General features: G+C 56.8%; 9 protein-coding genes. 5 read left to right on the forward strand and 4 right to left on the reverse strand.

What is annotated here, in order from left to right:
- Positions 1-15 precede the first annotated feature (15 nt).
- The 4 genes from sulP to IPN69_01120 all read right to left on the reverse strand — a co-directional run bounded on the left by sulP (position 16) and on the right by IPN69_01120 (position 6,942).
- On the reverse strand, positions 16-1,689 hold the full coding sequence (gene sulP / locus IPN69_01105; GenBank protein ID MBK8809317.1) for a sulfate permease: 1,674 nt from the start codon (positions 1,687-1,689) through the stop codon (positions 16-18).
- Positions 1,690-1,749: 60 nt separating this feature from the next.
- On the reverse strand, positions 1,750-3,009 hold the full coding sequence (locus IPN69_01110; GenBank protein MBK8809318.1) for a VCBS repeat-containing protein: 1,260 nt from the start codon (positions 3,007-3,009) through the stop codon (positions 1,750-1,752).
- A 276-nt stretch (positions 3,010-3,285) separates the two neighbouring features.
- Positions 3,286-5,079 carry an SLC13 family permease gene (locus tag IPN69_01115; GenBank protein MBK8809319.1) on the reverse strand — a complete coding sequence of 598 codons (1,794 nt, stop codon included), beginning with the start codon at positions 5,077-5,079 and terminating at the stop codon, positions 3,286-3,288.
- An 87-nt stretch (positions 5,080-5,166) separates the two neighbouring features.
- A complete protein-coding gene (locus IPN69_01120) occupies positions 5,167-6,942 on the reverse strand; it encodes an alpha/beta fold hydrolase (protein MBK8809320.1) in 1,776 nt (591 codons plus the stop codon).
- 189 nt (positions 6,943-7,131) lie between these two features.
- On the opposite strand from IPN69_01120, the gene IPN69_01125 reads away from it, so the two are divergent.
- The 5 genes from IPN69_01125 (at position 7,132) to IPN69_01145 (ending at position 13,859) form a co-directional block, all read left to right on the forward strand.
- Positions 7,132-7,458 carry a hypothetical protein gene (locus IPN69_01125; GenBank protein MBK8809321.1) on the forward strand — a complete coding sequence of 109 codons (327 nt, stop codon included), beginning with the start codon at positions 7,132-7,134 and terminating at the stop codon, positions 7,456-7,458.
- A complete protein-coding gene (locus tag IPN69_01130; GenBank protein MBK8809322.1) occupies positions 7,445-7,933 on the forward strand; it encodes a hypothetical protein in 489 nt (162 codons plus the stop codon). Before IPN69_01125 ends, IPN69_01130 begins: the two co-directional genes overlap by 14 nt.
- A gap of 117 nt (positions 7,934-8,050) precedes the next feature.
- Complete coding sequence (locus tag IPN69_01135) at positions 8,051-9,283, forward strand: VCBS repeat-containing protein (GenBank protein ID MBK8809323.1); 1,233 nt, start codon at positions 8,051-8,053, stop codon at positions 9,281-9,283.
- A 580-nt stretch (positions 9,284-9,863) separates the two neighbouring features.
- Positions 9,864-10,757 (forward strand): right-handed parallel beta-helix repeat-containing protein, encoded by an 894-nt coding sequence (locus IPN69_01140; protein ID MBK8809324.1) that lies wholly within the window; start codon positions 9,864-9,866, stop codon positions 10,755-10,757.
- Positions 10,758-11,027: 270 nt separating this feature from the next.
- Complete coding sequence (locus IPN69_01145) at positions 11,028-13,859, forward strand: SBBP repeat-containing protein (GenBank protein ID MBK8809325.1); 2,832 nt, start codon at positions 11,028-11,030, stop codon at positions 13,857-13,859.
- Positions 13,860-13,895 lie beyond the last annotated feature (36 nt).

Below are 13,895 nucleotides of genomic sequence, written 5' to 3' on the forward strand. Positions count from 1 at the left end.
CGGAAAAGCATCGTTTCAGGATCTCGCCTCGTCCGCCGAATGGTTGCGGGCGATCTCGAGCGCCTGATAAATGTCCTTCGCGAATCTGTCCTTGCCGGCCTCGGCGACGAAACCGCTCTTTTTCATCAGCTTGAAAACCCCCGGGGCGACGGCCGAGAAAATCACGGTGCAGCCTTTCGCCTCAAGGTCGCGACGGAGTTCCGAGAGGGAATGAAGTCCGCTCGCGTCGATCGAATTCACGTCGCGCATTCGCAGGATCAGTACCTTCGGATCCGTCGAGACGCGCCGCAGCGCATCCTTGAAATGCTCCACGGCGCCGAAGAACAGCGAACCGTAGATCTCGAACGCCTCGACGCCCGGCGGGATCTCGATCTTCGACATATCGCGCGTCTCGCTGTCCTCGCGTTCGCGCAAGTTGTCGGTAATATCCTTGAGCTGGGTGTTGGTCGACATTCTTTGCAGGAACAAAAACGCGGCCAGGAGCACCCCGACCTGGATCGCAGTCGTCAGTTCGACGAAAACGGTCAGCAGGAATGTCACGATGAGGACCGCGACATCGCTTTTCGGACTCTTCAGCAGTTGTCCGAATTCGCGCCATTCGCTCATATTGTAGGCGACGACGATCAGCACCGCGGCCAGCGTCGAGAGCGGGATCAGCGACGCGTAGCTCCCGGCGAACATCAGGATCAGGAGCAACACGACCGAATGGACGACCGCCGCGATCGGCGTCCGGCCGCCGTTCTTGATGTTCGTCGCCGTTCGCGCGATCGCGCCCGTGGCGGGCAGGCCGCCGAAAATCACGGACACGATGTTTCCGGCGCCCTGCGCGATCAGTTCCATATTCGACCGATGCCGCGTCCCGAGCATTCCGTCGGCGACAACCGACGAAAGCAGCGATTCGAGTCCGGCGAGGAGCGCGATCGTCACCGCGGGCGAGAACATCTTCTTGACGAGATCCCAGCTGATCTGCGGGAGGTGCGGCGACGGCAACGAGTTCGGAACCTCGCCGAAGCGGCTCTGGATAGTTTCGACGGGAAGTTCGAAGAAACGCGCCGCGACCGTCATCACAACGATCGCGACGAGCATTCCGGGAACGCGGTGCGTAACGCGGGGCCAGACGGCGATGATCGCCAGCGACGCCGCGCCGACGATGATCGAATAGATATTGAACGTCGCGAAATGTTCGGCGTAGGCGATCCATTTTTCGACGAAGTCGGCCGGCACGTTTTCGATCGTGAGCCCGAAAAGGTCGCGGATCTGCGACGAGAAAATGATCAGTGCGATTCCCGAAGTGAACCCGACCGTGACCGGATAAGGAACGAACTTGAGCAGCGCCCCCATCCGCGCAAGTCCCATCAGCACCAGCAAGATGCCGGCGATGAACGTCGCCGTGACGAGCCCTTCGTAGCCGTATTGCTGGATGATGCCATAAACAATGACGATGAAAGCGCCGGTCGGCCCGCTGATCTGGGCGCGGCTGCCGCCGAGGACGGCGATCACGAATCCGGCGACGATCGCCGTGTAAAGTCCCTGCTCGGGCTTTGCTCCCGAGGCGATGGCGAGCGCGATCGAAAGCGGGAGCGCGACGATGCCGACAGTGATTCCCGCGGTGACGTCCTTGACCAGCTGCTGGCGGGAATAGCCGGCCTGAAGGATCGTCAGAAGTTTCGGTTTGAACTCTTGGTGCACGATCTACAGTTTACACCGAATCGCTGAACGCCACCGCCGTTCGCGCGTGTCGCATTCGGCTCACGGGGCGATGCCGGCCGCCGGAACATCGGTCGGGAGTCCGAAACCCATCGCAAACTGGCCCGCGGTCGATCGTTTGAGATACCAGGTTGCGCCGGCAGGCCGGAACACGGCGGCGTCGAACTTGCCGTCGCCGTCGTAGTCGCCGGGCACGGGCAGATCGCCGTTGACGCCGTACGGGAACGAGTAGAACGTCCAATCCTCGCTGCGCAGAACAAACCAATCGCCGTTCGACGGCCGCCAAAAGGCAATGTCGGCCTTGCCGTCGCCCGTGTAATCGCCGGGCACGCATTTGTCCGACGACGTCCCGAAGGTCAGCGCGATGACCCCGGCGGTCGACCGGTTCAGCCACCACTGGCCGGCGGACGGACGAAAGATGGCGATATCGGTCTTGCCGTCGCCGTCGTAATCCGCAGGCACTGGGCGGTCGCCGGCGGCGCCGAAAGCCTCGATCACGATCCCGCCGGATGAGCGCTGAACATACCAAATCGAGTTCGACGGCCTGAAAACGGCGGCGTCAGCGCGATCGTCGCCGTCGTAATCGGCCGCCAGCGGGATGTCGCCGGCGGTCCCGAACGGAAATGAAAAGTAAGTAAAATCTTCGCTCCGAAGGACGTACCAGCTTCCGTCCAAAGGCCGGAAAACGGCGACATCTGTAACGCCGTCGCCGGTGAAATCAGCCGGAGTAAGGATGTCGGTGGAGTTGCCGAACGTATGGACGATAAGTCCGGCGAGGCTCCGGTTGAGCCACCATTGCCCGTTCGATGGGCGGAAGACAGAGATATCAGATTTGTCGTCGCCGTCAAAATCGGCCGGCGTGTCGAAACTGATGACGGTGTCGTCGTCATCGATCGTGCCTATTCCCTCGGCGCGCTGGATTGTCGCGTTCTGAGGTCCGACGAGGTTGACGATAAAGGTCTCGTCCGGTTCGGGAACGGTCTCGCCGATGACCGAAACGTTGACCGTTTTGGTCGTTTGCCCGGGCTCGAAAACGAGCAGCGTCGCCGGGATCCGGATGTAATCGAATGGTTCGTGAGCCGAAAGATCGGTCGTCGAAGTGTTGACGGTCACCGTCTGGGCCGACGCGCTGCTCAGTGTGACGGTAAAACCGAACGTCGTCGTCCCGCTATTTCCCTCTTCGAGCCTCACGTCATTGACCGACAGCGTCGGCAATCCAGCCTGCCCAAACGCCGCCGCTGCCAAAAAGCAAATGACCGACATCAGCCGCGAGAGATTCCATGCATTGCAACCGATCTTCATACACCCATATTTTACATCAGGACGGTTTGGTTCGAAAGAAACGTGCAAAACGCATTCGGCCTTCCGCGTGGCGTGCCTTAAGACCCATTCCCAATCTTAAGCAAGCATCTGCGCCCGGGCGATCGGACGAGCGAGCCGATGTGCTACCTGGTGAGATCTGAATGCCTTAGTCCAAAGAAAGGCCTTCGAAACCGCAGTCGGTCACGCATTCCAGCGTGACCAAAGCGCTGCCTCCGATGCCTGCAGGCGGTAGCCCCAGTTTCCTTATTGAGTCCGCTAAAGTTTCCAAAATACGGGCACGAGGAACATCGCGACCGCGAAAACGACGATCGTCAGAACGGTTCCGATCTTGACGAAGTCCATAAAGGTGTAGCGGCCGGGCGTGTAAACAAGGATGCAGGCCGGCTCCAATGGGGTGATGAATGAAAATGAAGCGGCGTAGGTGACGGCGACGGCGAATGTGCGCGGGTTGAGGCCGAGCGCGATCGCGGTTTTCACCGCCACCGGGAGAACGACGAGCGCTGCGGCCTGGTTCGACATCGGCTGGGTCAGCGCGACGGTCAGCGCAAAGAATCCGCCGAGGACGGCGAGCGGGCCGTATTGTTCGAAATATCGGACAATGAGATCGGCGAGAAAAACGTCCGTTTTCGTCTGTTCCATCGCGATCCCGAAACTCATCATACAGGCGATCAGAACCAGCAGGCGAAAATCGATCAGCGAGTAAAGTTCGGCATATCTCACCGTCTTTGTCGCCAGCAGAAGCAACACGCCGAGAAGTACGGCGATCGCCAGCGGGACTTCAAAACCGATGACTATTTTTGAGAGCGAAAGCGCCAGAAAAAGGCCGAAAGCGGCGAGCGCCCATTTGCGCTTGTCGGTCCGCATCGCCCCTTCCGACAGGTCCTCAAGCAACAGGACCTCGCCCTCGACGACCAACGGCTCGACGCGCCGCCGTCTTCCCTGCACGAGCAGCACGTCGCCGAATTCAAGACGAACATCGCTAAGTTTCTCGAGAAAGGTCTGACCGTGCCGGTTGACGGCCAGGACCGTCAGATTGTAACTCCGCCGAAAATCGAGCGATTTCAGCGTTTGGCCGACGAATTTCGAGTCGCGCATCACGAGAACCTCGAACAATTCGACTCCGGCGCCTTCAAAGACCTCGTCGGCCATCGTAAAGTCGGCCTTTATCTCAAGCCCGGCCTGCGTCTTGATGTTCAGAAGATTGGTAAGTTTCCCTTCGACGATAAGCAAATCGTTAAGCTGGATCCGATCCCTCGGCCCCGGAACGATGCGTTCCGCATTGCGCCCGCGAATGATGCCGAGAACGTTGAGTTCGAGTTCGTGACTGAGATCGGCCTCGGCGAGCGTTTTGCCGATCAAGTGCGAGCCCGGAAGGACGATCAGTTCCGAGATGTATTCGCGGATATGGTATTGCTCGGTCAGCGACTCCTCGCCGCCCCGCTTCGGCAGCATCTTGCGGCCGAGCGTGAGCATATAGACCATTCCGACCGCGACCGTGATAACGCCGACGGCGGTCAGTTCGAACATCGTATAGCCGGGCATCCCGTAGCGCTGCATCGCACCCGAAACCGCGAGATTCGTCGATGTTCCGATGAGCGTGCAGCTCCCGCCGAGGATCGCGCCGAATGCGAGCGGCATCAGAAGTTTCGACGGCGGGATCTTGGCGCGCTCGGCGAGTCCCATCACGACCGGCAGGAACATCGCGGTCGTCGTCGTATTCTTCAAGACCGCCGCCGACGCCGCCGCGACGCCCATTATCAACGCCGTCAGCATAAGTTCGTTGCTGCCCGCGATCGCGTAAAGCCGGCGTCCGACGAGATCCACGAGTCCCGTCTTGATCAGCCCTCCGGTGAGCACGAACAATCCGCCGATAGTGATGATGACGTTGTCGCCAAATCCGGATAATCCTTGATTTACAGTCAAAACGCCGGACATCACGAGTCCGATGACGAGAATTATCCCGACGACGTCAACGGGCAGCTTTTCGGACCCGAACAGAACGAGCGCGAACGCCAGGAGACTGAGTACGATTATGATCTCGGTCGGCATTCGAAGAGGATAAATGAATTTCGAGAATTTGGAAAGAAACTTTCGATTTTGGATTTTGGATTTTGGATTTTGGAAACCAGTCGCAGATCACGCTGCAACCCGAAACAGCCGCCATTGATCGGGATGATCGCCGAGCGACATTAGTCCGTGTTCGGAGAATCCGATGCCCGAACCGGCGACGAGGTCCTTAACCGTGCGCGACGCGAGGATCTCGTTATCCGCGGCCTCGTTCGCGATCAGCGTCGCCAGTTCAACCGCGATGCCGGAGTATTCGTCCCCTCGGACTTCGCATTCGCCGGTGTGGAGGCCGGTGCGGATCGCGAGGTTCAGGCGCCGGGCCGAATCGTTGATCGCGGTCGCGCAGCGGATCGCTCGCGCCGGTCCGTCGAAAGCGGCCGTCACGCCGCCACGGTCGATCGAGATCTCCTTGCCCTTGAACAGTTCGATCTGCCGCCGCACAAACACGCCGGCACGCATCAGCATATCCGCTTCGCTCCCGTCCGGAAGGCGGACGATCTGAACGTTGACTACCGTCGCCAACACGCGGTCGATCTCCTGCGCGCCGCGCATTCCGGTCAGAAATTCCTCGATCTCGTCGAGTATCTCGTCCTGATTTCCGACGAACGGCAGATGATCGATACCGTCAAATTCGACGTATTTCGATCCGGGAATCAGTTCGGCGACGTATCTTCCCTCTTCAGCCTTGAGGCAGAGATCGCCGGTGCGATGAATCACGAGCGTCGGAACGTGGACCAGCGGCAATACGTTGCGGACATCGATTTCGGCGTTCATCTTGGTCAACGCGACCGCCGCGCCGGGGCTCGCGCCGTTGCGCAGGTATTCGGCCCACCAGGCGCGAAACTCCTCGTCTTCGACCATCGACGGCGCGCGCGCCTCGATCCCGACCGCTTTCCCCCAATCGCGTTGCATCAAATCATAGAATTTCTGATGTGCTTCGGGCGAAGTTCCCCACGGATAGTCGAAGTCTTTCAAACGCTTGGCATACGTTCCGATCATCACCACCGCCGAAGTGCGGTCAGGATAGGTCGCGGCAAAGAGCGAGCACATCGGACCGCCTTCGGAAACGCCGATGAGCACCGCCCGCTCCGATCCGACGGCGTCCATCACGGCGTGAACGTCTTCCATCCGCTGTTCGAGCGTCGGAAGTTGCGATAGGGGAACGCGATCCGATAATCCCGTACCGCGTTTGTCGAACAGGATGAGGCGCGAGAACGACGCGAGCCGGTTGAGGAACGACGCGAAAAGATGATGTTTCCAGAAATACTCGAGATGCGATACCCAACCCATCACGAAAACGATGTCCATATCGCCATCGCCGACGACCTGGTACGCGATGTTGACGTCGCCGTTCTGAACATAACGCGTTTCGGGGACCCCGGACGCGAGCGCCGGAATCGATGCGCGATCAACGCGGATCGCAGCAACCGGAATCTCGCGGGCTTCGTCCGGTTCGTCAAGTTCCCTGACGAAGATCCGCGCGGTCGTTCGTTCGGCTGTCAGAGTCTCGATCCGTGCCGGCGGTTGATTGACGGGCGCGACAAATCGATAACCGAACTTCGGGACCGTTTCGATGAACTTGTTGTCGGCCGATTCGCCGAGAACCCGGCGTAGATAGGAGATATTCTGCGCCAGATTGTTTTCTTCAACGAAGGAATCCTCCCAGATCTCCGCCATCATCCGTTCCTTGGAAAGGACACGGCCGCCGTTGCGAACCAGCAATAGCAGCGTGTCGAAGATTTTGGGCGCGAGAGCAATCGACCTTTCGCCGTCGAAGAGCATCCGCTCGCCGCCGTCAAGCCGGTAATTCCCGAATTGGTAAATCTCGCTGTTCGAATCAGTCATTTCATTGTCTTCACAATTTCTTCAGAAAAACTTCACAGGTTTCTAAAGAATCGAACGGAGCAATCGCGATAAAACTGACTTGCACCTAAATGGGAACGACGTGATTCTAACCCACTTTGGTCGAATCTCCAAAAAAATGATTGCGTACGGGCCGCCAGCGATATGTTCTCGACAGGATTCAAAACGGCTATGAAAGTTCTCAAATCGCGCGAGATCGTCATCGAATTCGAACGCGTTCAATTAATCAGAAAGCGTGCGAGGACACAGGTCGTCAGGTGCGCCGAATGCCGATCCGAGGCGGATTTTGTCACGATCGGCGACGCCGCCGAATTGTTCAATACGGAGGCGGATCGGCTGACGCGCTTTGTCGCAGAACATCGGTGTCATATTCAGACCGATTCGATGGGCGGCGTTTTTGTCTGCGTCGGATCGTTGCTCGCAAAAATGCGCACCCGGGCCGACGGCCAAACAATGCTGACTGAAGGTGGTCAAGGAGAGCAAAATGATCGGATTTGAGCTGAACGCGACGAGCAACACGCGTTTTACAAGAAATTACACGCAATGGACTGAAGGCGAAGTCTGGCTCGCAAAGGCGTTTGAGGTCGTCCGCGGAATAAGCAGTCCGGCCGAAATGGTCCTGGGACAGGCCTGGAGCGCGGCGATCGAAAGCCCGGCAGATGCCGCGACGGCAGCGTTCAAAGGATTGCTCAACGGAATGCTTGCGGATCTGGCCGGCGTGAGAAATCAGATGGGCGTTACTGTCGAGGGCGTCGGCGGGACGTTCTTCTGTCACGGACTGTTGAACATCAATGAAAGCGGCATTCCGATGATCCGCGAGTTTCTGGCGACGATCAAACGCGCCAGCGACGCGTATGGCCGGGAAATCGGCGATCAGGTGATGATCCAGATCTGCAAAACGATCAAGATGTTCGACCTCCATCTCGGACTCGGCAACGCCGTCGGACAGCTTTGGATCGAAATCAAGTTTTGAGAACTGCAGCAAATTCAGGAAAACTTCACAAAAAACTAAAGATTCCCGGAAACGAAACAGTTAGATTGACGACAACGCCCCACGGGGCAATTCAAAAAACCTTTAGGAGGATCAAATATGTTTTCTATGTTTTCTAACAAATTGGCGATTGTGAGCTTGGTAGTTTTGTTTGCGGCGTCGGCGTCGATCGCCGCGCCGGTCGTTCGGCAAGGATCGGGAGCGAATGCTGCGGCGCTCCAGGCCATTGTCGACCAGTTTCGAGCGGATCTCGGCGGCAACAACAACGGAGTCGGCGGATCATTCACCAGCGGCCGCCGCGAGATAAACTGGGACGGTGTTCCGGACAGTTTTGCGGAACCAAACAACCTCCCCCTTGATTTCTTCAACGTCAACAGTCCTCGCGGCGTGATTTTCAACGCGATCGAGGACGAAACGGGTGCGGCACTCAACCAATTTGCGGTAAGTTCAACGACCGCCTCGGGCGTTCCGGTTCGGTTTTCGAACATCAATGCGACGTACTCCACGATCTTTCAGACATTCAGCGCGCAGAGACTGTTCATCGCGCGCAGTACACATCTGCTTGAGATCAACTTTGTCATTCCCGGGACCAATATCCCTGCCACTGTCAATGGCTTTGGCCTTGTTTTTGCTGATGTCGATTCGTCGACCGGCGGAAACCGGAGCCTGATTAGGGTTTATGGAAAAGACGGGCGTCAACTCTCGGCAGCGTCTGCGCCCGTACTAGACAACGGATTGTCGTTCGTCGGCATTTCATTCAACGCCGGTGAACGCATCTCGCGGGTTGTGATCGAGTCCGGAAATAGTCCGCTTTCGGCTTCCAACACAGACGGAGTCAATGGCGTTGATGTTGTTGCGATGGACGACTTCATTTACGGCGAACCGCGCGCGTCGCAATGGCATGCGTCGGATTTCGACGGTGACGGAACGACGGATCGGACGATGTTCCGTCCGTCAACCGGCCAGTGGTTCGTGCTTCAGAGTGGATCGAACACGCTGACGGGAACGACCTTCGGGACCAACGGCGATGTCCCGATCGAAGGAGACTTCGATGGCGATTCGCGAAGCGACTTTGCCATCTGGCGTCCGAGTACGGGCCAGTGGATTTTCAACAACAGCAGCAACGGTTCGAACACGTTCGTCAATCTCGGCGTCGCCGGCGACAAACCCGTCCCCGGAGACTACGACAAGGACGGCAAGACCGATCCGGCCGTCTGGCGCGCCGCTAACACGGGTTGGTTCTATCTCGAGAGTTCGAACAACTACAACACTTTCAACGTCATCGGCTTCGGTTCCCCCGGAGACATCGCTCCGCAAGGCTCGGCGCAGTAGGCGAGAGAACTCGGAACGGAGAACGGAGAACGGAAAACGGAGAACTGAGAACTGAGAACGGAGAACTGAGAACGGAGAACGGAGAACTGATAGATGAGAACTGAAAACTAAGAAAGCTGAGAATCCGGTTCCGCTTCTCATTTCTCAGCTCCGTTCTCAGTTCTCCGTTCTCAGTTCTCCGTTCTCAGTTCTCATTTCTCCGTTCTCCGCTCTCAGTTCTCCGCTCTCAGTTCTCATTTCTCCGTTCTCAGTTCTCAGTTCTCCGTTCTCCGCTCTCAGTTCTCCGCTCTCATTTCTCCGTTCTCAGTTCTCCGTTCTCAGTTCTCATTTCTCCGTTCTCCGCTCTCAGTTCTCCGCTCTCAGTTCTCCGCTCTCATTTCTCAGTTCTCAGTTCTCAGTTCTCAGTTCTTCGCTCTCAGTTCTTTTCCCTTCAGAAAAACTTCACAATTTATTCAGCAAAAGCTAACGACTTCTTCAGTCCAACAATTCTAGAGTGGTTGAAACGACACGAGATCGTTGCGAATAGTCGCTTGGGAAGCTTTCCCACACTAACCAACAGACCATTTTCAAGGAGAATCAAATGAAAAAGTTCAGATTTGTTTTGCTAATTGCTATCGGAGTTCTGTTTGCAGGAATCGCAGACGCACAGGCGACGCGAACCTGGGTTTCGGGCGTCGGCGACGACGTCAACCCGTGCAGCCGCACCGCGCCCTGCAAAACGTTCGCCGGCGCTATCTCGAAGACCGCGACCAACGGCGAGATCAACTGTCTCGATCCGGGCGGTTTCGGCGCCGTGACGATCACGAAGTCGATCACGATCGACTGCTCGACGGATTTCGGCAGCATTCTTTCGTCAGGCACGAACGGCATCGTCATTAACATCACAGCCGCCGCCGACACGAAAAAAGCGGTTCGCCTTCGTGGTGTCTCGATCAACGGCGCCGGCACCGGCTTGAACGGAATCCGCATATTGTCGGCGCTTTCCGTATCAGTCGAAAACGTAACGATCGACGGAATGACTTCGCATGGCATTTCGGTTGAAAGCAACCTCTCGCCGAAGATCACGGTGGTTGATTCGACGTTTCGCGGCAATACCGGCAACGGCATCAACACCTTTGTGACGACCGGAACCGTCAACCTTTCGGTCGCCGACGCGGTTTTTAGTTCGAATAACATCGGCATAAACCTCAGCGGAAGCACGAAAGCGACGGTTCGGGATTCGAGTATGGTGAACAACCTAACCGGGGTCACGGCTTCGAACGCGGACATAGGTGTTTTCCATTGTTTGGTCTCAGGTAATTCGACCGGATTCTCGGCCTTGGCCGGAGGCAACATCCGGCTTTCGGACAATATGGTCACGAGCAACACTACCGGTCTGTCGATTTCGGGCGGCGTAATCGCATCTTTTGGCAACAATATGATCAATGCCAACACGACGGACGGCGCGCCGAACGCGTTCGGAAGTTTGAATTAGTTCTTCAATCCCCCGACTACCCCCCAAAAAGGGCGGCTCCGATTTATCTGGAGCCGCCTCTTCTTTGTTTGGGATTTGTGTTTTGGAATTGAAATCTGCAGTCCCGGAATCCTGAAATCCCTTCAGCCCATTCTCGGCCCCTCTTCATTTTTTCGTCACGAAAACTTCAACACAACTTCAGAAGAAACTAAAGATTCACGCTCCTTAATCGGGCTTTAATGCTCGTACCAACTTCGGTTCACAAAATTTGTAGAGGAGATTTCAGAAAGCATGCAGACTAAAATTCAGGGATTTATCGCAGCAATCACAACGATCAGCACTGTTCTTTCAATGATCGTCACCGGAAGCGGAATGGGCGACGCGTCAAGCGCGTTTGATAAGAATCAGATTCGGCTCCCGCTTCTATTCGAAACCAACAAGGGGCAAACGGACAAAGAAGCGGCGTTCATCGCGCGCGCCGGCGGCTACACGGTCTACCTGACGAGGGACGGCGCGGTCTTCGATCTGAAACACGTCGTAGGCGATGACCGCAACGATGAAACGCCGAAGACCGGAAAGACGATCGAATCGGATCGGCTAAAGATGAATTTCATCGGCGCCAACGAAGCAACTGAGATCTCGGGTGATTCGGAAGCGATCACGAGGACCAACTACTACTTCGGGGACAAGAAGTTCGAAAATCTGTCCAACTATCGAAGAGCAAACTATAGGAAACTATACGACGGTATCGACGCTGTGTTCTACGGAAATTCGTCGGGCCAACTCGAATATGATTTCAACGTTGCGCCGAACGCTGACCCGAAGATGATCAAAATCGGATTTGAAGGCGCAAAGAACTTTTCGATCGACGGCAATGGCAGTTTGATCGTCGAAACCGAAAACACCAGTTTGGTCCAACAAAAACCTGTCGCCCATCAGACCGTAGACGGCGAACGCCGCGAAATCGCCGTGAGCTATCGATTTACGGCAGATTCGGAAATCGGATTTGAACTAGGCTCGTACGACGCTTCCCTGCCGCTCGTGATCGATCCCGCGCTGAAGTATCTGACATATATCGGCGGCACCGCTTTTGACGACGTGTTTGAGGTCGCGGCTGACAATCAGGGCAACGCGTATATTTCAGGACAAACCGCGTCGCTCAATTTTCACGGCGAGGTTCGAAACGATAACGACGCCGACGGAGCCTACGTCGCGAAGGTCAATGCAGCCGGGACCGATTTCGTGTATGTCACGATCCTCGAAGGCAACGGCGACGATACGACGCGCGGAATCGCCCTCGACGCAAGCAACAATCTTTACGCGACCGGAATTGCGTCCCATTTTTTCCCGACGACCTCCGGCGCTTATGACACCACGCATGGAGTGATAAACAACAATGATGTCTTTGTCGCCAAACTAAACACGACGGGCGGTTTGGTTTACTCATCATTCCTGGGCGGAAACGATGCGGATGCAGGCTTTGACGTGGTTGTCGATACGGCCGGCAAAGCATACGTCGTCGGAAGCACGTATTCTGCAACGGCATTCCCAACGAAGAACAAGTATCAGGGCTGCGGCTTTGCGTGGCCGTCCTCGCTCGACAGCGAAGATGCATTCTTGACTGTAATGAACTCGACCGGCAGCGATATCACATATTCAACCTGCATCGGCGGTGCCGCCACAGACGACAATGCCTTCTCGGTCGCGCTCGACGCATCGAACAATGCCTATCTTACCGGTCTCGCGAAGGGCGGGAACTTCCCGACCAAGAATGCGTTTCAACCATCGAGTGCCGGAGGAAATGACGGTTGGGTCGCGAAGTTCAACGCCGCCGCGAGCGGTGAAGCTTCGCTTGTCTATTCGACTTACATCGGAGGCACCGGCACCGATCAGGGCAACGGCGTCGTAGTCAACGCGAGCGGACAGGCCGTCGTTGTCGGCCTGACGGGTTCGGCGAACTTCCCTCTCGTCGGTGCGTTCGACTCGACCAACCAGATCAACGAAGGCTTCGTCGCGGTCATCAGTTCGACGGGAACTTCGCTCGTCAATTCGAGTTTCATCGGCGGCGCGGACACGGATAACGCCAACAACGTCGCGCTTGACCCGAGCGGATCGATCTACATCACCGGCAACACGAAATCGAACGATTTTCCGATGGCGCTGCCGTTTCAAGCGGCGCGGCGCGGGGTCAAAGACGCGTTCTTTGCGAAGGTAAAATTCGGCCGCGGCGTGATCTCGTCAAGCTATATCGGCGGCAACGGCGACGACAACGGCGACGGCATTGCCGTCAAAGGAAATTTCGTCTACGTCGGCGGCGATACCGCGTCGACGAATCTGCTCACGACGCCCGGCGTGATCAAGGCGACGACCGACAATTCAGACGGTTTTCTGGCGAAGATCCTCGACACGCGACTCGATTCGGTTGGCGTGTTCAGACCTGCGTCAACGTTCCTGTTGACCCAATCAACGACAAACATCGTTTCGCAAACAGCCACGTTGTCGACCAACCTCGCCGGATCGTCGGGCGTTTCGGGAGACTTCAACGGCGATGGCCTCGATAGCACGGGAACATTCACGAACGGCACCTGGAAAGTCCGCGACGCCAATTTCCCTTTGATAACCGTCACACCCAAACAAATCGCCTTCGGAACCGTCGGAGACCTTCCGATCGTCGGCGACTGGAACAACGACGGAATCGATACGCCGGGCGTCTTCAGGCCATCGACAGGTCAGTTCTTCCTGACCAACTCGACATCGACGGCGCCGACGATCGACATCGTCCTGAATTTCGGGCTCAACGGCGATCTCCCTGTCGCCGGCGACTGGAACGCGGACGGTTTCGATACGGTCGGGGTCTTTCGCCCGTCGGCATCGAACTTCTTCCTGACGAACAGCGAAACCGCGGCGGCGATTGATATTTCCACGTTTTTTGGCGTCGCGGAGGATCTGCCGATCGCCGGCGATTGGGACGGCAACGGAACAGACTCGATCGGCGTCAGACGTCCATCGACATCGCAGTTCTTCCTCTCGAACGACAATTCGACGATCGCGAAGACCTTCGTTTTCGGAATTGCCGGCGATCAGCCGATCGTCGGCGACTGGGACGGAAGACCGCTTCCGTAACCTTTGCATCGTATAAACAAAAGGGCCTTCCGAAAC

This window comes from Acidobacteriota bacterium (assembly GCA_016715115.1).
Lineage (GTDB): Bacteria > Acidobacteriota > Blastocatellia > Pyrinomonadales > Pyrinomonadaceae > JAFDVJ01.

Coding starts and splice junctions, on each gene's coding strand:
- IPN69_01115 (MBK8809319.1), bottom strand. CDS start 5,079: ATGCCGACCGAGATCATAATCGTACTCAGTCTCCTGGCGTTCGCGCTC.
- IPN69_01130 (MBK8809322.1), top strand. CDS start 7,445: ATGATCGGATTTGAGCTGAACGCGACGAGCAACACGCGTTTTACAAGA.
- IPN69_01110 (MBK8809318.1), bottom strand. CDS start 3,009: ATGAAGATCGGTTGCAATGCATGGAATCTCTCGCGGCTGATGTCGGTC.
- IPN69_01120 (MBK8809320.1), bottom strand. CDS start 6,942: ATGACTGATTCGAACAGCGAGATTTACCAATTCGGGAATTACCGGCTT.
- IPN69_01145 (MBK8809325.1), top strand. CDS start 11,028: ATGCAGACTAAAATTCAGGGATTTATCGCAGCAATCACAACGATCAGC.
- IPN69_01125 (MBK8809321.1), top strand. CDS start 7,132: ATGAAAGTTCTCAAATCGCGCGAGATCGTCATCGAATTCGAACGCGTT.
- IPN69_01135 (MBK8809323.1), top strand. CDS start 8,051: ATGTTTTCTATGTTTTCTAACAAATTGGCGATTGTGAGCTTGGTAGTT.
- IPN69_01140 (MBK8809324.1), top strand. CDS start 9,864: ATGAAAAAGTTCAGATTTGTTTTGCTAATTGCTATCGGAGTTCTGTTT.